The sequence below is a fragment of the Klebsiella sp. RHBSTW-00215 genome (assembly GCF_014103785.1).
Taxonomy (GTDB): Bacteria; Pseudomonadota; Gammaproteobacteria; order Enterobacterales; family Enterobacteriaceae; genus Klebsiella.
Window position 1 is genome coordinate 5,486,162 of the sequence record NZ_JABXQS010000001.1, and the last position, 22,222, is coordinate 5,508,383.

At 36.8% G+C, this 22,222-nt stretch carries 17 protein-coding genes and 1 pseudogene; all 18 read right to left on the minus strand.

The genetic code is table 11. The annotated features are described in order from the left end of the window. Positions 1 to 163: 163 nt before the first annotated feature. Positions 164 to 595, minus strand: a pseudogene (gene tnpA / locus HV127_RS26220) (IS200/IS605 family transposase). Positions 596 to 670: 75 nt separating this feature from the next. Continuing rightward, entirely contained in the window at positions 671 to 2,077 is a 1,407-nt protein-coding gene (gene gndA, locus HV127_RS26225; protein ID WP_182239825.1) for an NADP-dependent phosphogluconate dehydrogenase, read from the minus strand. A 152-nt stretch (positions 2,078 to 2,229) separates the two neighbouring features. After that, positions 2,230 to 3,633 (minus strand): undecaprenyl-phosphate glucose phosphotransferase, encoded by a 1,404-nt coding sequence (wcaJ, locus tag HV127_RS26230; RefSeq protein ID WP_182239827.1) that lies wholly within the window; start codon positions 3,631 to 3,633, stop codon positions 2,230 to 2,232. A 44-nt stretch (positions 3,634 to 3,677) separates the two neighbouring features. Continuing rightward, positions 3,678 to 4,499: a glycoside hydrolase family 16 protein gene (locus HV127_RS26235; protein ID WP_182239829.1), complete on the minus strand. Its 822-nt coding sequence runs from the start codon at positions 4,497 to 4,499 to the stop codon at positions 3,678 to 3,680. Positions 4,500 to 4,547: 48 nt separating this feature from the next. After that, complete coding sequence (locus HV127_RS26240; RefSeq protein WP_182239831.1) at positions 4,548 to 5,258, minus strand: WecB/TagA/CpsF family glycosyltransferase; 711 nt, start codon at positions 5,256 to 5,258, stop codon at positions 4,548 to 4,550. Beyond that, positions 5,255 to 6,403 (minus strand): glycosyltransferase, encoded by a 1,149-nt coding sequence (locus HV127_RS26245; protein WP_182239833.1) that lies wholly within the window; start codon positions 6,401 to 6,403, stop codon positions 5,255 to 5,257. Before HV127_RS26245 ends, HV127_RS26240 begins: the two co-directional genes overlap by 4 nt. 2 nt (positions 6,404 to 6,405) lie before the next feature. Beyond that, positions 6,406 to 7,410, minus strand: coding sequence for a hypothetical protein (locus tag HV127_RS26250; protein ID WP_142462781.1), 1,005 nt, complete (start codon positions 7,408 to 7,410; stop codon positions 6,406 to 6,408). A 14-nt stretch (positions 7,411 to 7,424) separates the two neighbouring features. Continuing rightward, on the minus strand, positions 7,425 to 8,468 hold the full coding sequence (locus HV127_RS26255; protein WP_142462782.1) for a glycosyltransferase: 1,044 nt from the start codon (positions 8,466 to 8,468) through the stop codon (positions 7,425 to 7,427). A gap of 19 nt (positions 8,469 to 8,487) precedes the next feature. Then, positions 8,488 to 9,456: a glycosyltransferase family 2 protein gene (locus HV127_RS26260; RefSeq protein ID WP_182239835.1), complete on the minus strand. Its 969-nt coding sequence runs from the start codon at positions 9,454 to 9,456 to the stop codon at positions 8,488 to 8,490. A gap of 4 nt (positions 9,457 to 9,460) precedes the next feature. Further along, on the minus strand, positions 9,461 to 10,618 hold the full coding sequence (locus HV127_RS26265; protein ID WP_345944674.1) for an EpsG family protein: 1,158 nt from the start codon (positions 10,616 to 10,618) through the stop codon (positions 9,461 to 9,463). Further along, positions 10,575 to 11,399, minus strand: a complete 825-nt coding sequence (locus HV127_RS26270) for a polysaccharide pyruvyl transferase family protein (protein ID WP_182239838.1) — start codon at positions 11,397 to 11,399, stop codon at positions 10,575 to 10,577. The genes HV127_RS26265 and HV127_RS26270 overlap by 44 nt, the downstream gene beginning before the upstream one ends. 10 nt (positions 11,400 to 11,409) lie before the next feature. Continuing rightward, positions 11,410 to 12,936, minus strand: coding sequence for a lipopolysaccharide biosynthesis protein (locus HV127_RS26275; RefSeq protein ID WP_182239840.1), 1,527 nt, complete (start codon positions 12,934 to 12,936; stop codon positions 11,410 to 11,412). Between the two features lie 139 nt (positions 12,937 to 13,075). Beyond that, complete coding sequence (locus HV127_RS26280; RefSeq protein ID WP_182239842.1) at positions 13,076 to 15,226, minus strand: polysaccharide biosynthesis tyrosine autokinase; 2,151 nt, start codon at positions 15,224 to 15,226, stop codon at positions 13,076 to 13,078. 14 nt (positions 15,227 to 15,240) lie between these two features. Beyond that, complete coding sequence (locus HV127_RS26285) at positions 15,241 to 15,678, minus strand: protein tyrosine phosphatase (RefSeq protein ID WP_142462788.1); 438 nt, start codon at positions 15,676 to 15,678, stop codon at positions 15,241 to 15,243. Between the two features lie 2 nt (positions 15,679 to 15,680). Further along, a complete protein-coding gene (locus tag HV127_RS26290; protein ID WP_142462789.1) occupies positions 15,681 to 16,817 on the minus strand; it encodes a polysaccharide export protein in 1,137 nt (378 codons plus the stop codon). 73 nt (positions 16,818 to 16,890) lie between these two features. Next, complete coding sequence (locus HV127_RS26295; protein ID WP_182239844.1) at positions 16,891 to 18,324, minus strand: capsule assembly Wzi family protein; 1,434 nt, start codon at positions 18,322 to 18,324, stop codon at positions 16,891 to 16,893. Positions 18,325 to 19,319: 995 nt separating this feature from the next. Then, positions 19,320 to 19,949: a phosphatase PAP2 family protein gene (locus tag HV127_RS26300; RefSeq protein WP_182239846.1), complete on the minus strand. Its 630-nt coding sequence runs from the start codon at positions 19,947 to 19,949 to the stop codon at positions 19,320 to 19,322. 461 nt (positions 19,950 to 20,410) lie between these two features. Further along, positions 20,411 to 21,307, minus strand: a complete 897-nt coding sequence (gene galF, locus HV127_RS26305) for a UTP--glucose-1-phosphate uridylyltransferase GalF (protein ID WP_182239848.1) — start codon at positions 21,305 to 21,307, stop codon at positions 20,411 to 20,413. Positions 21,308 to 22,222: the final 915 nt, after the last annotated feature.

Below are 22,222 nucleotides of genomic sequence, written 5' to 3' on the forward strand. Positions count from 1 at the left end.
TTACACACGACAGAGTAATAGGCAAATTTTTAATGAGGAAGCGCACACTCGTTACAGGAGTGTTATTGTCTGGAATATATCAGTAAAAAAACACCTGCATATCAGGTGGCATTGATTGCGCCCCAGAGCGACGTACTTAGTTCAGACTCTAAGAGCCTTCACTTCACACCTCTTTTAGCGGAAGCTGGCTCTCTTCCATCTCATGCTTTTCCTGATATTTCACATACTTTCTCATTCACACCTACGGTGTCCACGAAATAACCCCGCGCCCAACAGTGATTGCCCCATAAGTTGTTCTTTACCAAATAGGGAAATTTACTGAACAGGCGCAACGCCGTTTTCCCTTCAGATGTCCTATCACATGCGAAATTGAAAGTTGAGGCGGGATCTTCACCAGCAAATGGACATGGTCCACCTGAACATTCAGCTCTACCACTTCTATCTCGAGCTGCTCACTTGAGATCCTTATCTGCTTGTAGACCTCTTTGCCAACATTGTTCCTAAGGATGCGAAATCGGTACTTGGGTGTTCATACAATACGATATTGACAACACCAGAGCATATGAGATGCTTTCTGGAAGCTGACTACCTCCATAGGAGGTGTTTGGATGCGTATAAAAAATCCCGGTGAGTGAATACCGGGATTTTACCTGAACTAACTAAATGGAAATTAATCCAGCCATTCAGTGTGGAATATGCCTTCTTTATCGGTACGCTTATAGGTATGAGCACCGAAATAGTCACGCTGTGCCTGAATCAGATTCGCAGGCAGAACAGCGGAACGATAACTATCATAATAAGCGATAGCTGCAGAGAAAGTCGGAACTGGAATGCCATTCTGAACGGCATGTGCAACTACATCGCGAAGCGCTTGCTGGTAGTCATCAGCAATTTGCTTGAAGTAAGGTGCCAGCAGCAGGTTGGCAATGCCAGCATTTTGCTCATAGGCATCAGTGATCTTCTGCAGGAACTGAGCGCGGATGATACAACCGGCACGGAAGATTTTAGCGATCTCACCGTAGTTCAGATCCCAATTGTATTCATCAGATGCTGCGCGCAACTGTGAGAAACCCTGCGCGTAAGAGACGATTTTACCCAGATACAATGCGCGACGAACTTTCTCGATAAACTCTGCTTTATCTCCTGCAGTCTTCGCTTGCGGCCCGGTAAGGACTTTTGAGGCTGCTACGCGCTGCTCTTTCAAAGAAGAGATATAGCGAGCAAATACGGATTCGGTAATCAGGGATAATGGTTCACCCAGGTCCAGAGAACTCTGGCTGGTCCATTTACCAGTGCCTTTGTTTGCGGCTTCATCCAGAATCACGTCGACCAGGTATTTACCTTCTTCATCTTTTTTGGTGAAGATGTTCTTAGTGATGTCTATTAGATAGCTGCTCAGCTCACCTTCATTCCACTCGGTGAAGGTATGTGCCAATTCTTCGTTAGAAAGTGCAAGTCCATCTTTCAGTAAAGAGTAGGCTTCAGCAATAAGCTGCATATCGCCGTATTCAATACCGTTGTGCACCATTTTGACATAATGACCAGCACCATCCGCACCAATATAGGTTACGCACGGCTCACCATCTTCTGCGACAGCAGCAATCTGCTTAAGAATTGGAGCAACCAGCTCGTAAGCTTCTTTCTGCCCACCAGGCATAATAGAAGGACCTTTCAGAGCGCCCTCTTCCCCGCCGGACACACCAGTGCCGATAAAGTTAAAGCCTTCTGCTGACAGCTCACGATTACGACGAATGGTATCCTGAAAGAAGGTATTGCCACCATCAATGATGATGTCCCCTTTGTCCAGGTATGGCTTCAGGGAGTCGATGGCACTATCAGTGCCTGCTCCAGCTTTCACCATTAACAGGATACGGCGAGGAGTTTCGAGCGATTCCACAAACTCTTGCACTGTATAATGTGGGACCAGTTTCTTGCCTGGATTCTCGGCAATCACTTCTTCGGTCTTTTCACGGGAGCGGTTGAAAACGGAGACGGTATAACCACGGCTTTCGATGTTAAGCGCAAGGTTACGCCCCATCACTGCCATACCGACAACTCCGATCTGTTGCTTGGACATTACATACTCCTGTCAGGTGTAGTCACTGCGACATGCTCGCAACTTAAGTGTGAAGATTATGTTAGCGTAAAGCTGGTAAGGAGCATAGGGTAAAATGAGTTATTCACAACCAAATAATAAAAACAATAATTAATACATTAAATCTTATACCATTAGTAGGCAGATTTATTTATAAACCCTTTAAAAACAGTCAGAAAGATAATCTTAAAGTCCAACCATATACTCCATCCCCGAATATATAATAAGTCATATTCAATACGTTTCTCCATTTTTTCTAAAGTGTCAGTCTCACCTCGCCATCCATTAATCTGAGCCAAACCTGTTATACCCGGTTTAACCTTATGCCTCAACATATATCCTTTGATCAATAGTCGATATTGTTCATTATGAGAAACTGCATGAGGACGGGGACCAACTACAGACATTTGGCCACAAAGCACATTAAAAAACTGGGGTAACTCATCGAGTGATGTACTTCTGAGAATTCTACCGACATTTGTTATTCTTGTATCATTTTTTTTAGCCTGTATGACATTATCACCATTTTCCATTACTGTCATTGAACGAAACTTCCAAACTTTAATGGGTTTACCGTCCATACCATATCTTATTTGTCTAAATAAAATTGGACCAGGCGAAGAAACCTTAACTGCTAATGCAATAAGAGCCAGAACAGGAGATATTAAAATCAAGATCACGGATGAAACAATAATATCCTCAATCCGTTTGAAAACCATGTTAATACCACTTAGTGGCGTATCAAATAAAGGAACAACAGGGACACCATTTATCTCTTCGATTCTTGACTGGAGTATATTAAACGTAAACACATCAGGAATCAAAAGAACAGAACAGGTGGTATCAGTCAACTGAATAACAATATCTCTCAATTGGGATTCGTCTTTCATACTCATTGCAATATAGATACGATCTAATACACCATTTTTTGCATCAGCTATAAGATTAGAAAAATCTCCAGCGTACGGAACATCTGCATTAAAAATACGCTTATCAGAATATATACCTTTAACATTAAAGCCCATCCATGGTTCGGACATAAAACCTTTCAATAAATTTATGCCGGCTGGCAATTCACCAACGACAGCAACACTACGAGTATTATACCCTAACTTACGCATCCCCCCTAAAAACAGACGGATAAAGCTTCGACACAAAATAAAGCCGAAACATACAATCACATACCATAACAAAAATACAGCACTATTTTTTTGAAATTCCACGACAAAATCAAAAAAAGAAAATAAAGCAAAACAAATCAGCAAACCTAACGTCCAATTCTTTAAGATTAGCTTTAATTCGGAAACCAATTTAACACCACGCCATGAACGATAAAAATCAGATATACCACCGATCATTTGGAATATTACCAAGGATGTAAGAAAATACAGCCATGGAATGTAATCGAAACTCAAGTCATATATTGAAAAAGTTAGAAACAAACCTATAAAAATTATAGATATATCTGAAAACCGCTGAACCATAGAAATTAATGATGCATTCGAATTATAATTCGTTCTGTGTTCAAAAGGCTGCATAACTAAGGTGCTCCTAAAACTTGATATCTTTCTACACTGGAATATTATTTCTGTAGCGCAACAAATTTTACATATTTAACGGCCATATCTTTACCAGCTGGATTTCTAGATGTTTTACCGGCAAAAGGCGTCAAAGCAGTAGATAAACGTATTTTAGATTTGTCAATAACCAGTGATGAAGTATCAAATGTACCAACAATACTATCATTAACCGAAAAAATCATTTTTTCCGGAAGCCAAAGAACTGCATACCGATTAAAATCAGAGCTTAAATTTTTGGAAAGATAAATGTTATATCCAAAAGCTTTATGCGCATTTCCACGCCAATCATGGATTGTAATATGAATATTATTAGGATAATGCACTTCAGCAATATCAACCTCAATATCGTTTGAGGACATGAGCCAAAAAGCATTATTTATCCCTGAAGCATTAGTAATTTTAATAGATGATTCAATATATCCGTAGTGGATAAAATCTTTAGACTCTATATATCCAGTAGACCATGCGCGATTTAATTTACAAGAGTGTTCACTCAATGTTTTAAATAGCAAGAGATTTTTATGATATTCAATATTACCAAATCGACGACATGAATATATATCTTTACTATCATCTGATTTAACTATCCAATAATCATTAAAAGTATCTTGGTTTAAGAGATTTGCTTTTGCTGCGGCTAATCGAGTGTACTTCTTAAGCATATCCGAATCTGAACTTTCACTTTCTCTCTTTAGAGAAAGAAGTTGATCTGTTTTATTCCAATCCACACTATTAAGAATAAAACGTTCACTTTCTGCCGAAACACTAACAGAATGTAAAAACAATCCACAAAAAATCACTAACTGCGGAATTTTTTTTAACATAAAACACCCTGCCTCCTAAATATAAATACGTCATCATTTACAAGATTACTAATGCCGAAATTTATCCAAAAGAAAGTATAGTGGGAATTTTAGTCCTGCGATAATATATCGTTTTCTCGTATGAGGTTCTTTTAGCATACGATACAGAAAACGTATATTTAGTCTATTTACTAATGCAGGATAATAATTTGCATCACCTAAAGCTAACTGATGAATGAAACCTCCGCAGGTAAAGGCGAGTCGGTCATAACCATTCTCTTTAAGCTTTAACAAAAACTTTTCTTGCCGAGGCGCTCCCATACCAACAATTACTATATCTGTTTTGAGATCAATAATTTTTAAAACTGAGCTTAATATCTCAGCATCATTTGTAAAAAAACCATCTCTATAACCAACGATGTTAATTGAAGGGTAAGACTGAATAATTTTTTGATATGAAATTTTTATGAGATCAGATTCTGAACCAATTAGAAAAACACGTTTATTTTCTTTTAGAGAAAAATTAAAAACAACTGGTGCACATGATGTCATATCAAAACTACATCTGTTAATTGACTTTGAATAAAAAAAATTAATGAATTTTACCAACAAAGAACCGTCAGAAAAAATACCGTCTAAATTTTTATAAACACAATAATTATCCCTTGCAATAAGATAAGATACCGGATTTAAAAAACTATACACCCCCCTCCCTGAATATAATATATCAACAATCCCTTTTTCCGAAGTATTTACAATTTTATTTACAATTTCTTTCATTTTTTTAAACCGTCATATAAATCAAATTGGGTTTTGAGATTATTAGATTCCCTCCACCTCTTAGTTTGCTCATAAAAGTAAGCACGGTATTTTTTATTATATAAGCCGTTATAAAGTAGAAATGCCAAATCTGCAACTAAAGCATCAGAGTGCTCAAGTGCAATAAATTTTGACCATGATGATTTTTCAGAAAAAATCTCCTCAGGTATAGCTTTCTCTGTACCGACAAAAGGAATATTAAGAGCACATGCTTCAGCTATTACTATTGGAAATCCTTCATATAGACTTGATAAGCAAAAAAGAGAGGCTTCCGCGAAATATGGATATGGGTTGCTGTTAAATGGTAAAAAGAAAACTGTATCCTGGATATTTAAACTACTAATTTTTTGTCTTAACTCTCTTTCCTTCTCTCCTTCTCCCATAATAACCAGGTTAGCATTAAAATCAGGATAATGTTTTAAACAATACTCATAAGCTTCAATTAATCTATGTTGTGCTTTCTGCTCACTGAATCGACCTAATGAAAAAATGAATTCCTTCTCTTTGAGAAAAGATGGAATATCCTTCTTACTTTTCGAAAATATTTTTATTGCATCAATATCAACACAGTTATTAATTACATCAACATTGTCCTGTGTGATGGAAAATGCACTAATCAAATCATCTTTAACTTGTTTGGATACAGCAACTACACTATTTTTTCGTCTACAATAAACAAACTGTAGAGTTTTATATAATAGAAATTTTACTAATTTACTAGTAACTTTATTGTATTGTATTGACAACACATTGTGAACAGTTAATATACATTTAACATTCAGTCCCAGTGTCGATATATATGTCAAAACATTGCTTTTTTCAAGAAACGAAAAAACAATATCCGATTTATTTTGTTTTATTTTATTTCTCAATTTGAAAACTGCTTTAAATAATGTATACAGAGTGCGGGGGGTCCCCCCCCCCTCCTTGTTATCACAATATTCAATACTCAGACCATCAATATTAAAACCTTCCTTTGCAGGTTTCTTAATAGAGAAAATAGCGACTTCATTGCCTGCTTTCAATAAATAATTGTAATAATCAAGCAAAATTTTTTCAGCGCCGCCAGATCTAATCTGGTCAATTACAAGAATATATCTACTCATCCTCAGATATTCTCAAAGATGTTATTTAAATATTGAATTTGACGATCTTGATATATATGCAAGTCGGTTGCTTTTGTTAATTCTTTTGTTACACCCTGCAAATTTACATTATCAAAAAGAGCTAAGCGCTTGCTATCAGAATAAATGCGACAAACACCACCAAAAGATAATGTTGGTATACATGAATGAACTCGGTCTGAATGAACTTCTTTTGCGTTAGCTAGTAAAGTTAGATAATCGATTGGGCTATCAGAAACAAAAACATTATTTACCAATAAATTTTTAACATAAGAAAGTGGAAATGGTTTATTATTTGTTTTAACAGCATTTGCATGCTTCCCTTCTAGTTCTTTAGATAATTGCTCATTCTTGGGGTGATCGAAATTCAATACAACGTAATCATTTTTCGCAATTCCCTTCGGAATATAGGTACGGTTAACAAAAAAAGCATTGTCCATGCCATTATATGTATTTTCAGAAAAATCCTTATAATGGGAATGTGCAATATGATCTCTAAACATCAACGCAGACGGTTTCAATCTTTGAAGACAGGCTTTAACATAGTTAACCTCATAATCAGTGTAATAGTTTCCACTAGCTCCTAAGAAAATAATTTTGACTCCATTATCGCTTAGATGCTGTAATTCTTTTTCATAAATTTTAAAAAATGGAACAGTCAGAACACACCCAGGAATAACCAAGGCATCTAATGAAACAAAATCCATTAAATTAATAGTTTTCTTAGATGATAATGCAGAATACATTTTGTCATGCAATTTTGAAGCATGATTCTTCATCACACTTCTCCATATAGCACGTAGAACTTTAGATTCTCTTAAAGCCATACCTGAACTCATTGTATTAATGAAACTTTGAAACTGACTGACTTTAACTAATTGAGCATTGCTTGGCAAGGCAGCTTCAATGGTAGCCTGCGCGCCAATGTCAATAAAAGCATTACCAATATTATTAAAATAAACAGATGTAAATAAGCCGATATTTTTCATATAAAACCGCCGAATTAATTAACGCTATTTTTAACTGAAAGAGAAGAAGACAATTTCTTAATAAATTGAGGCATTAAAAACCATTTTATTTTTCGCAAAAGAAATATTAGAACACCTATTTTTTCAATATAATTTCCTTTTTTAATAAAACGACCACATATGGAAAAGATTCGATATCTAATCCAAAATTCTAGATCAACTTGGCCCTGTTGGCTCACTGGGATTTTATTTAGAATAAATTTTTTATACGCGGTCAGTTCATTATACGTACTATAAAGAATAGATGAAGAGTATGATTTATTCTCGCCCAATAAATTCCACAAAACGGCATCACTAATACCGCTAAAACCACAAAAGACAAGATGCTGTTGGCATATAACAAACATACGTTCATGCTGAATTTTAGATTTGGTTCTATTAATACCATCAGTACTTAGTCTATAGTATAAAAGCACTTTTTCAATAGTATAACACATATGACCATCAGTTAACATTCTTAGCCATATATCATAATCTTCAATATATTCAACCGATTCAACATCCCTATAAAGGTACGATTTCATTAGATCAGTCTTGACCATTACCCCTGGGTGAGAAATCATATTTTTGAAACATTGGATTAATCGAATAGCTTCAAAACCAACTTGTATTGTACTTCTATTATCACTTATTTTTGTTCCAGAATCATCAATTAATAACGTCTTAACATTGACAATATCAATACCAATATAAGTTCTAAATACTTCAAGTTGCTCTTTAAATCTGTTAGGCAAAGAAATATCATCTGAATCCATTCGAGCAATGAACTCTCCACGAGCTAGTTCGATGCCCTTATTTAAGCTTTTAATCAAACCTAAGTTTGTTTCATTCTTTATATATCTAATCCTAGAATCGACATAGGATAGAATTATTTCTTCAGAATTATCAGAACTTCCATCATTAATTAATATCAGTTCAAAATTACTTTCGCTTTGGTTTAATACACTATCGATGGCCTCTTTTAAATATAAAGACGCATTATAAACCGGCATTAACACTGAAATTAATGGCTTGCACATAAAAATCCCTTAAAGGCTATTAGCATAATATTGAATATAATAAATACAATTTACTACATAATATTTTCTTCTTAATTTTAGATTTTATGCCGTGCGGTTTAAATAATCCATACAAAATCCAATCTGAATCAGTTATTGTTTTTAACATTTCGACTCGCTTATAAATACTCTTCTCCAATTTTATACTTCTAGTAGCCCTTAAAAAGAGATTCCCTGAAATTTTCCATTTAACATCATTTATTGAGGCAATTGATAAATCCTTACCAAATAGATCATCTAAATAATTATTCCATAATTGAAAAGCTTCATACTCTGATACAAAAGAATTCATTCTATGCGATAGTGACGTAGGAATGATTTTCCGAAAATAATTAATTTTAGGCGAGATATTCATCGTAGTAACATATTTATAGTACTGAGCTAAAAAAATACCATCCTCCCCCATATGTATTCCTGTCGGAAATCTAATATTTTTATTAATAATAATACGTCGGTCAAATAACTTGGAATAAGGCTCAGAAAAAAGTAGGATATCTGTGCTGAGCAAACTATCAATAACATTTTTTTTTGAATTGACTATGATACTCGGCAAACTACGTGTACCTATGTATCCACTAAAACTATTGACAACGATTCCACAGGAATCAATACCCAGAATAATTCTATCATCGTATAATTCTTGCAAATAATTTTCATTAACAGAATCATCAACGTCAACGAAACAGATATAATCACCTGTAGCTAGTTCAATTCCATAATTTCTTGCCGTACTTACTCCGCCATTTTTCTTCTGAAATAATTTTATTCTATTGTCATTCAATGCAAAACCCTTGCAAATCTCCTCTGTTTGATCGGTACTGCCATCATCGATAATAATTAATTCAAAATTCATTAATCGCTGTTTTAACAATGCCCTAACACAATTACTGATATACTCTTGCCCATTAAAGACAGGCAGTATTACGCTAACAGAAGGTTTAATATTCATGAGTTTAATCAAAAGCAGTAGTATAGGGGATAACATCGTTAGCATTGTTAATAATACCCCTAGTAAAGAAAACCAAACTAAAGCATAACAACGCTAACCCAAATATCAATTTAATGTTTCTATTATTCAAACTATAATATACGTTTACAAAATAAATACATGAAACAATTTCATATAAGAAATAGACTCTTCCTAGCATCGGTACCATAGGAACAAATACAATCCTAAAAATAACACTAATAAAATAGATATAAAAAAATAAATTTCTTTTATCCTCTACTACCAGAATCACTATCAAACACAAACTTGCAACCATTAACATTTCAATCGAAGAATATGATGCATTTTCATATAACCCCCATCGAATATAATTTGCATAGCGATCTGAAAGAAACTCAGTAGCCCAAACAAGAATGTTAATTAAATAACTTTTAAAATAAAAAAAGCAAACAGCCATCAATAAAATTAAAACAAGTATTTTTTTTGATATTACCCTATTTGTTAAAAATAGATGAATAAACGGTAATATTGTAAAGGTCAGTAGGGATATATGTATATTGATTGCTGTAAAAACAACAGCAACTTCATAAAATATTAAATTAAACCATCTTCGCTCTATATATAAATAGAGGTATACCAAGCAAAATACAAGCGCTAAATACTGACGCATATAATTAAACAATGAGAAATAATAGAATAATGAATATAACAAAAACAAAGAGTAGATAGGTCTAACTGAACATTTATATATAAAGAAAGACAATAACGAAAATGTAATTACAAACAAGAAACTATAAAAGACGTAATAGTCATTCGTTATATACTCCTTAAAAAAGGCCATCAGCAAATTAAAACCGGGTTCAAAAGGAGTATAAACGTTCCATGTGATTTCATTAAATGTAATTGGCGCGAAATTTCTATAATACACCAATATATCAGTACCTACTGTTGAACCTCGAAATGCACCTACTATTAACAATATACAAAACGCGAGTGGATATGTTAATTTATCTGTATTTTTTGGCAGGAAAATGAAAAACGTTAACGTCACGTATAATAATAAATATACTTCCATACCCCTCGAGCATCCTTTTAATGGTCTATTATTCGTATAGGTATTAATTGGAAAATAAATTCTGTGGGAATGATGAATAAAGCCCATTCTTCAGAGAATCAATACCTGATGCTTTTTCAACGCAATTAAGTTTCAGCGCATCCTCAATATTGTCAACAATATTGTACGTTTTCCTACCTGTACTTTCATAATAATCATTATATTTAAATTTATCGTATTCGATATCGTTTAACATTATAGCAGGTATTCCATATGCTTCAGCTAAGATAATACCATGTAATGATGAACTAATTACAAGTTTACTATTTACAAGTTGTTCAATAAAATCTCGCCAATCTGTTGTTAAAGTAGATATCACATTGCTAAATTTCTGGTAATTTTTTTCTCTTGTAAAATGAGGGACTATAACAAAATCTTTTATTTTTTTTGCTCCCGGTGAAAAAAAATCAGGAAGCAATATACCTGGGTCACCATAAACTTCAGGAACACTATATCCGTACCTTTCAAGAACCCGCTTTGTTTCTGGGCCTCTGACCGCTCTAATATCTAGTTTTGCAGCTCTATTCAGTTCATTAATGTGTGATGCTGTTAATAAGCCACTACCCCAAATACATGTATCTCTTTGTATTGTTTGAATAACTGAACCAATTGCCGTCATTCTATATGTTTTATTTAACCAACTATTTTTAAGATTATATTCCGCAAGCATAAAATCAAATACCACTTTTGAAAGCAAATCCCCTACGTTATCTTTACCACTTCGTGTTTTCCAATAGATTAAATTTACTTTTTTCGGAAGTATAGGCCTCCGTATATCACCAAATATACAGTTATCATTTTTCAATTTCTTTAATTTCTGATATAACATTATTAATTACCTATTTTTTAGCAAGGATTTTTTGTTTGATGATATTAAAAATAATAATTTTCTCATCTTTATCAAGATAAATATAATAAATAGAGAAAAAGCTAATGAAATAAAATGCTAAAGACGTATATATAAATCTTTCCCATCCATCCTCTATAAATTTGGTCATACAATAAGGCACAATAGACACAACAACCGAAAATATAATCGCACGCCCAACAATTTTAATAAAATATTTTCTTAAGGATATCGATACCATGTTTCTAACAAATAGAAGACGTATTATTTGAGCTAATATAGTAACTATAACTTGGACATAAAATACACTTATAGGTGAAGAAGTTATCTGCGCAACTGCATAGGATATCGGAATTATTAATAACAAAACCCCACCAACGGTCAACTGATATTTTTTGATATTACCAGTAGCCTGCGCAGATATGATTAATGGATTCGATGTTGCCTCAACTATAGATATTAATAATGCTATACGACAAAATTCAGTTGCATAGTCAGGTAGTTGTCCAAGCCAGAGCACTAACACAAATTTCGTTTCAATTAATATAGGAAATGATAATAAAAAAATCAAAAGAAATGATAACTTTGAACTTATGAAAATAAGAGAATGCATTTCATCTAATTTTCCTGATGAATATGTTTTTGTTATCTGGGGATTGATCGCCATTTGAAAACTGGAACTGAAACCAATGATTGCTGTTTGTACCTGCAGAGCAAGCGCTCGAGCAGCATTTACTGGTGAACCAAACAAGACATTTAGTAAAATATTGATCCCTTGAGTATATGTAACTACGGCTAAATTTCCGACTAAATTCCAACTAGCAAATCTAGTCAATTCCCAAACAAATTCCTTACTATATTGATTACTGCTCCTAATTTCTACTATAAAAAACTTACAGTACAATGCGTATACAAAACGGATCATTAAAGAAAAGATAAATAACATTACAGCATAATAAACCAATTTATTTACTGAGAGAAAGATAAGTATAAAAGCTGCTAGTAATTTTAAAAGTGCATCAAGTATTGATATGTATGAAAAAACACTCATACGCTCAAATGCAATAATTAAAGCGTTATAAGGTATACTTATCACGCTGATTACTACTGTTAATAAAGAAAATTGAAACACAATATTTGCTGCATAAAACATCCCTTGAGGAATTTTCAGCAAATAATTAACCATCCATAAGCCAATTAACTCACCAAATACAAAAACAATTAACGCAATCACTAGATGAACATGTAAGCACGCTTTAAAAACTGCTCCAACATTTGAATCAATTAACTTCCCAAGTTCATAACTTAAAAAGCGCTGAGTTGCCGCAGTCATTGCTCCATTCAGAAAAGAAAATAATAGAACTACTCCGCCGATGACATTATACAACCCAAAATCAATAATCCCGAGCTCTTTCAAAACGATTCTTGATGAGTACAATGTAATTAACATCATAAAAATCATTCTGATATATAAAAAAACGGTATTTTTTGCTAACCGTTTCCCTGAACTGATGGACATATATTTCCTATAATTTAAAGAATTTTATAATAAAACTTTATAAGCCATAACACGCTGAATATAACACCACATTAAACTTTATTATTAAAAAATCACAGAAGCGGAGTATATAATAATATATTCCGCTTACTCTTAATATTTATTTTTCTTCTTCTTTATACGAATATCCATAATTACTATATCCATAACTGTAATAGCTACTTGCTTTTTTAATTACTCCGTTCAGTATACAACCCTTAACATGAACTCCACTTTGTTCAAATCGTTTAACACTAATCTCAATTTCTTTCGCTGTATTTGCTTCAAACCGAGCCACTAACAGAGTTGTTCCCGCATAGTTACCAATTATGGCAGCATCTGTAACAGCCAGAATTGGAGGTGTATCCAACACGATTAAATCATACATCCCACATGCCCACGTAATAAAGTCAGAAAAGCGTTTATGCATCAATAATTCTGCTGGATTCGGAGGTACGGCACCACGAGAAATATAATCAAACTTGGCTTGAGGTATTGTCTTAACTACCTTGTTTAATTCTATAGAACCAGACAAATAATCTGACAATCCTTTGGTATTAGGGACATTAAAAAGTTTATGTGTATACCCTTTCCTCATGTCAGTGTCGACGAAAAGAACCTTTTTACCTGTTTGTGCAATAATTTCAGCAAGATTAGAACTAATGAATGTCTTGCCTGCATTAGGGCTAGCGCCAGAGATCATCAGTACATTATTATGAGCCTCCATCATGGCAAAATGAAGGCTCGTTCTTAATCCCCTTATTGCCTCAATAGCCAAGTCGGCAGGATTTTCAAGGGCCAAAAAGCTATAGGATTCTTGTTTCGTACGACCAGTATTTTTTTTCTTCGCAAATACATCTGATACCGGTACACTTGCATAAACATTAATACCCAATTCTTCAAGTTGCTCTGGTGATTCTATACCCTTTCGTAGAAATACTCGTAACAGTATCAAACAGGTTGAAAAAATAACCCCAAGGATAATCCCTCCGATTACAATTATCGTCTTTTTAGGTTTAACGGGTTTTGGTAATGTTATTGCTTTATCAACGATTCTGACATTACCAATTGCACTTGACTTTGCAATGCTCAATTCCTGTTGTCGGTTTAACAATTGCATATAGACTGCACGACCAGATTCTACATCACGACTCAAACGTAAGATTTCCTGCTGAGTTTGAGGCATTGCAGAAACCTTTTTATTGAGTTTAGTTTTCTCATCCTGCAACGTCTTTCTTTTTTCAAGAAGAGCTTTATAGGTTGGATGTTCTTTCGTATATAGTTGAGAAATTTCTGATTCTTTAAATGTCAGCTCATTAATTTGGTTATCGACATTTACAATCTGATCCAAAACTGATTTAGCTTCAAGTGATAGATCAACTGAGTCATTCTGTTTTCTATAATGATTTAATTTATCCTCAGCAATATCTAAATCATTTCTTACAATTGGTAGCTGTTTATTCAAAAAATCTAAGCTTTTGGCATCTTGAGCAGCTTGTCGTGCGATGTTTTGTGTAAGATAATTATTGCTTATATTATCCAATATCCTAGATATTAATTCAGGTTCTTCTCCTGTTAAAGTAAGCTCCAACATTCCAGTATCTTTACCCTGGTCCGCAACAGTAAGATCTTTTTGCAAATCAGTGATAGCTTTTAAGCGTGTCTTATATGAAATTATGAATTCTGTTCCGACCTCAGCTTTGATATCATCAATTTTCAATGCCAAATGCTGGTTTTTAAGCAATTTACCAATTATTCCATCAAAAGTGAATTCATCACCCTCTATAGTATATTTTCCATCGCCGTTATAAGTAAGGGTTAGATCATTACTATCATTATCAAGTGAGTTTAGTTCTAAATCTGACACCGATACGTTTCCAGATTTGTTACCTAACAGTCTAGCAAGGCCCTCTCCAAATACAGGAAAGTATTTTTGTTTAACTCTAACTTGTAAGTTAAGGTCATCTACTGTTTTTCCTAGTATCATTCTTGATTGTAGAAGAGCAATTTCAGGTGCTGATTCAGGTTGAGTGTCTGGTAATACCTGACTCAAACTGCTAAGTATTGCATTCCCCTGTTTTTGCTCGATCTGAATTAATGCATCAGATTGATAAATTGGCGTAGAGAATAACGCATACGTTAATGCAATTAAAACGCATACAGACGTAATCGAAATAATTAATTTGTGATGATCAATTACTTCACCGATCAATCGACCAAAATCAAATTCATCAATATCTTTTTTTACTGATATATTCTTTACCGATGTCATTAATATATTCCTAATTACTTTTCACGTAGCTTTTCAGCCCAACACTGTCCAGCAAGCTCAATCAACTGATATACTGAAATGAAAGCTTCTTCACTTTTCCGATAAGGATCAGGTATATCGCGATGGTTGATCCAATGACCAAACAACATTGTTTTACCCCTTGCTTCAGGAGCAAGACGACCAATTTGCTCCATATGTTCTTTTTCCATTACTAAAATTAACTCATATTCACGAGCCATCCTCGCTGTGAACTGCCTTCCTTTATGACCATCAAGAGAAAGATTATAGCGAGAAGCCACTTTTATTGCACTAGCATCTGCATTGTGATCGACCAAGGCACCTGTGCCAGCAGAGTCAATTCGCTTAGTTGGTAATTCTTTGCGTAAGTACCGTTCTCCTAAAGGAGAACGGCATATGTTGCCAGTACAGACAACTAGAATAGAGTTGAACATAATTAATTCCAATTTCTAATATATCGAACAGCCTCAGTCATATCATGAACACCAGTAATTGTTGGCACCAATTGTGATATAACTCTATTCCATCTAACTAACGGGGCTGCAGTAACATATACAATATCATATGGTTCTAATTGAAACTCAGTGCCTAATACCATAGCTGATGCATCTTGCGCATTTAATTGATATATATTTGCTATTTTCCCTTCTTTATTGCTTTTAACTTGGCGAATAACAAAAATACCAGTTGCATCGCTCATTGTTTGAGATATACCATCAGAATTGCCTAAAGCTTCAGCAAGAGTCATTCCGCTTCTATCCATCTTCAAAGTACTTTGTTTACCAACTTCACCCATTACAAATACTTTCAAATCGTCGTTCCTAGGTACGAAAAGAATGTCCCCAGGATATAACAAATGGTTTTGAGTTAAATCTCCCTTCTGCATTAATGCATATAAGGATATTTTTAAATCTTTACCATTATGGGTTAAAATAACATTTCGCCAATCTGCATCTGGAGCAAGACCACCAGCAGTATTGATCGCATCCATAACGGTTAAAGGAATATTTGTTATAGGCTGCTGACCAGACTTGGTTACTTCTCCTGTCACATATACTTTTTGTGAGCGGAAAGCAGCAATGCTTACATCGACTTGGGGGCTTTCAATATATGTTGTTAAGCGATTACTAATCTCTTGGCGAACTTGACTTAATGTCTTGCCTACAACACTGACCTTACCGATGTATGGGTAAAAAATAGTACCATCTGAATTAACCCAATTGCCAGTATCGCTGGCACTACGATATTGCCCGGCAGGGGTCGTTAATTCAGGATGGTCCCATACTGTAACCATCAAAACATCGCCAATGCCTATTCTATATTCGTAATTTTTCAATAGGCTATCTAATTGAGGATTAGGGCGTGCAAGTATCGAGTCTGGTCTAAGTTTATCCACCAGGCTTGGTGTCATAGGATAGACATTCACTAATTTGTCCCAGTCATAGTCGCTCTCAGGTAATTCAACGACATTTTTTCGTAAACTATTTAGGCCCTGTCCAGGAATCACGGTGCAACCGGATAAAATTCCAATTGCTAACGCCAATGCCGAAAATCTAACAATTTTTTTCTTCATAATGTCACATCATCAGTAAACCAAAAGTTTCTAATCCCCTAACAACAGTCTATTTACAAAAGCTGCGTTAAGGCTATAAATTAAAAGGGATTTCTATTCCAGCACTGGCACCAACATCATCACTATCGCTATTATCAGCATCGGTATACCAGAGTGAAGTGTTTAGCCGTACTGATTTATACACATCACCACTCCACCCCAACTGCACACCTTTCAAAGTATCTGAGCGAGGAAACGCTTTATTTATTGACTGATTTTCAGGATTAACCTTCGCATATGCCAAGCGAGCGCTCCAGCGCTGGTTATTCTCTGTCACCAGTTCAACTTTGCCAGCAAAGAGTTGACCATCCCCACCCATTGCATCTCCCAGTGGATACCCTTGCTGATAGTAACCCCCTTTATAAATATGGTGGGTATAAATATAATCAGTGCGACTCATATTTGAACGCGTATCATGGGCTTCAAGATACCAGTTAACAGCATCTTTACCCCAGCCATGGTGACCTTCAACTCCCCCTAAGAAAGTATTAGCCGAAGGTAAAAAGCCAGCCTCGTCTTCACCAACCATTTGTCCATAGAAGCTAACAGGCCAACCTAGCGTCGGCTCTATCTTAAATTTAAAGTCAAAACCAGCAAGCTGGTTACCAGGCTCATTATTTGTACCTGTATTATCATGCCCAGTGAAACCATCCCAGAAACTACTGAACGATTGAGGTCTCCCCTCCCCTCCCCACTGCATAATGCGCGAGGCACCTAGCTCAAGTGACTGGAAGGGCGAAAATGTCAGACGACCACCAATGATCTTGGTATGCGGAACGGCGGTATATTGATTCATTTGGCTGGCGGAGATCTGATACTGCCATGGGCCAATCCAGCGCAGCCACCAGGTTTCCGGTGCAGCCTGTTCAGCACGCTGCATCAAAAAGCCGGTCATTGGGCGCGCGGCGTCACCGCGAATCAGGCTGCCTTCGTATCCCGGCCCCCACCATTGCGGCATCTGGCCAAATGAGAGCCACTGGTTCCAGAATTTCACTGCACCGTACGCGCCGTTGGCATTAAAACGCGAACCGTTGCTTATGCGCTCATCACCTTCAACGTTACCCTGCAGGTGAACATCCCACCACTCGCCGCTATTATTAAAAGCTAATGATAATGAGTTATCTGCGGGCTGGTTCTGACCAAACCCTTGCGGAGTCCCAGGCTTATCCGTTGAGGTATAGCCGCTCACGCGAAAATCGGCTTTCAAAGAAGAAAGTCGCTGGTTAATTCGTGCCAGAACAACCTGTTCAGAAGAGTAGGATGGTTTAGCTTTTTTGACCGCTCGATTGATCTCTTCCTGACTCAGAGGCCATGTAGACAGGCTGAGATGAATGACTCCGCGATCGGACAACCAAGCCAGATCGTTACGGAGTTCGTTATCATTCATTACCAGACCAGAGGCATAGGCAAGTGAGCAGGCAGAAGTAAGCAGCCCTAATGCGAGTGCGATTCGCGCAATTTTTATCATTGTACAAGATCCATTTTAAGCCCCGTTTCCGCAAGCTGGCGCGACATGGGGAACACTGTTAGATGCAGCGCCCTCTGACGCCAACCTTAAGTATGATTGTCCTACAGGTTCTGGCCTGGCCACACGAAAGTGTAGGCCTGGTTGTATCCCCAGGCCATCGCCAGCTTTCAACTTTAGAGCAACCTGCAGTACACAATGTATGCGAAATTGTTATTGAAGGCCATTCCATCGCGCTTCATACCTGCGGTTTTCTATCATTCACCCAAAGTGGGCAAACGCTAGTTTGCTGACAAACTCGCTAGTATATACAGGTTGAGAGGATAATCACCTGTGGGGAACCTACTTTAGGAATTTCGGTCGCATGAAATGAGATGTGATTGAAAGAAAACGCCAGCTCGCAGGTACGCTACCGCCCTTGGCTTAACAGCTACCAATGCACTGGACTTCTTCCATTCTTAATTTAATCACCATTTTTGAGAAATCGGTGATTAATCCATCAAAGCAATCAATTTCGCGGCACAAGTTTACGAGATTCTGCTCACAATTGGGAGTCTAATCTCGAATTATTAGCCACTCGGTTGATAGCACGCACAGGTCATGCAATAACATTATTATTTATCAACGAGCGATTATAAACACGACGAACTCATGCTACAGACCAAATCTCAACAGCATGATTTTACTGACTTTTCACCACACCAACCATACTGGTTTACTTTCAAAACAATTAAAGCCAGTCAACTACAAAAATTAATAGTTAAAAGAGTTATGCCAGATTGTTGTTATCATTAATAAATTCGATGTTAAGTTAAAAATACTATTTAGGATACATCCTGGCAGTTTATCATTGTGCTGAATATCGTACATAATGCAGCATCACTAATTTATTTCATGAATATGAATTTCAACATGAACCATCACTTCAGCCTGAACGCTTCATAATGTGTAATATGTGAACTGCTTTTGCCATAACACTGCTGCTGTCGTCATGAGCATCAATAAAAACGCTTATGCAGATCGGCCCGAGTAAACGGTTTTTCCAGTGGTCCCAGCTTCACTGCTATCTCGCCCAGCAGAGACTGAGTTGGCGCTTTAGCACCAGTATTCAATAACATCAGCGGGATGATAACAACGCTTGCCAACCCTCCCCATGAGAGTTGCGCGACATGAGCGCTTTCACCACGCGACTGCATCAGTAAGAACAGTGCACTTCCCGCGGCCCCCAGAAGTAAACCGGCAATGACTTCCGAAGTTGAATGCGCGTGAATCACCAATCGCGAGTAACCAACTAACCCAGCCAATGCATAACCTAACAGAACAGAAATACGACGAATTGCTGGTGCTGCACGTGCGCACAGCAGCCATAAGAGAATTGGCCAAAAAGCGGTAGATAATGCAGTGTGTCCGCTAAAGCCTGTGAAATCCAGCTCGCGAATGCCTATCCCCCACCCCATAAATGCCAGTTTTGATGCGCACACTATCGCGCCAGTGATACCGAACAGCAGCGCCCAATCCCAGGCAACCTGCTTTGAGTCTTTTCGCAGCAGAAGGACTATAAACAACACGGCCGCACTGGGTAACAGCACAGTACTATCGCCAAAAAATGTGACAACCTGCCAGTTCATTTACCTTTCATCCTTTAACGATCTCTCCTGTCTGGAACGCCATTTCCACGATATCTTTGTGGACATGCCCATTTCGTAACTTCACATTTTTATGCATGCATAACCGTTGTTTAATGCGCAAACATGATCTCAGTCAAGTTTTATTTTTATATTGTGATCTTATTAACGACCACTTTATTAAGAAAAATCTTAGTAAGTAATTATTAGCTAAGATTAAATTTCACTCACCTACTCATTGCATCATGATACATCCAGTCTGACTACCAGAAGTCTCCGAACCTAATTTGCGTCCCTAAATGATACAACATAACAGGGCACCGCCTAATCCATTGTATTTTAACGTCAATCAGGTTCAAAGCCGACCATACCCTCAGTCAGTGAACGACTGCAGTCTCTGATACTTATCTTAATATTGCCGCAGACCGTTCACGTTCATAAACCTGAAAGACTATGTTCACGAATTACGCTAACAGCTTTTTAATGCTCTCGCGGAATTTAGCGCCTTCTTTATGGTTACGCAGTCCGTAGTTTACAAAAGCCTGCATATAACCCATTTTTTTACCGCAATCGTAGCTTTCGCCAGTCATCAACATGGCATCAACAGATTGTTTCTTCGCCAGTTCAGCGATGGCATCGGTTAACTGAATACGACCCCAGGCACCTGGCTCGGTACGTTCCAGTTCAGACCACACCTCTGCAGAAAGTACATAGCGGCCTACCGCCATCAGATCAGAATCCAGCGTTTGCGGTTCATCAGGTTTTTCGATGAACTCAACGATACGCGCAACCTGTCCTGCTGATTCCAGCGTATCTTTGGTCTGGATAACAGAGTACTCAGCGAGATCGCCTTCCATACGTTTTGCCAGAACCTGGCTGCGGCCAGTTTCCTTAAAGCGAGCGACCATAGCTGCAAGGTTATAGCGCAGCGGATCGGCACTGGCGTCGTCAAGAATGATATCCGGCAATACAACCACAAATGGGTTATCGCCAATTAACGGACGCGCACAAAGGATAGAGTGCCCTAATCCGAGCTGCTGACCCTGACGCACGTTCATAATAGTTACGCCCGGTGGACAAATAGCCTGCACTTCCGCCAGCAGCTGACGCTTCACACGTTGCTCGAGCAAAGCTTCCAGCTCGTAGGAGGTGTCAAAATGGTTTTCAACAGCATTCTTAGATGAATGGGTGACCAGCACAATTTCCTTGATACCAGCAGCTACGATTTCGTCAACAATGTACTGCACCATTGGCTTGTCGACGATCGGCAGCATCTCTTTCGGAATGGCCTTGGTGGCGGGTAACATATGCATCCCTAGTCCTGCTACCGGTATAACTGCTTTCAAACTCACCATTATCATTTCCACCCGTATGGTTATAAATCTCTCGATTCCTGTCAGATTGTATGTATCACTGGCAATTATCCATGATGATACACGGTTGCAGTCTGTCCTACTGTCCGTCAAATTCCGAAATTACACGAATAGTTTAAGAATACACGTAAAGCGTGTAGACCAATAGACAGACTTAAGAAAATTCTTATGCATGATTGTTCATACGAACTTACTACTATTTACAATGACTTATCATAGCTAACTATCTGTTTTAATTTGTAAGAGATAGCACTGACATTCATCTTTTCGCCATCTACACCCTTTGATACTCTGTTATCTTTCAGCTTGAGTTGATACAGAACAAGTGACCATAAAAAAATAGAAAATCAGCCAAAATAATCGCTTATAGTGATAATAAAATTATTTGTACGTATAAAAGCGACTAAATTTCAGCAACATCTCTTTCATTGTCTATTTTCAGCAGGACCTCAGGCTTATCCAGTCAATGAACTGGGATACCTTACTCTCTGCTAATGCCCTTCACCTCTGATTTTATTACTATTTATCTCCACATAACGCTGACAATATCGTCTAGCAAAATTTTTTCTCCGGCAAGCCACGATATTAAGTAGTATAAAAATCCAAATTATACAAAAACGATGTTATATACATCAAATCTATTGATGGGGTTTTGTTACTACGCGGACGATGCATCAGCGGCTGGCTATCCTTCAGGAGCGATTGAACTATTTTCAGCCCATGAATTTGATCGGAAATCAGACGCCCCTCCGACATTGATGAAAATTAGCACAACCATGAATAAGTAAAATCCTGGACGCAGGAACTTAATAGGTTACATCGTTGACAACTGGCTATTTTGCTTTCTGGTATGACAAGGACCTGAATTTTGACCATCAGGCAAATTACGGCTGAAAATATTGC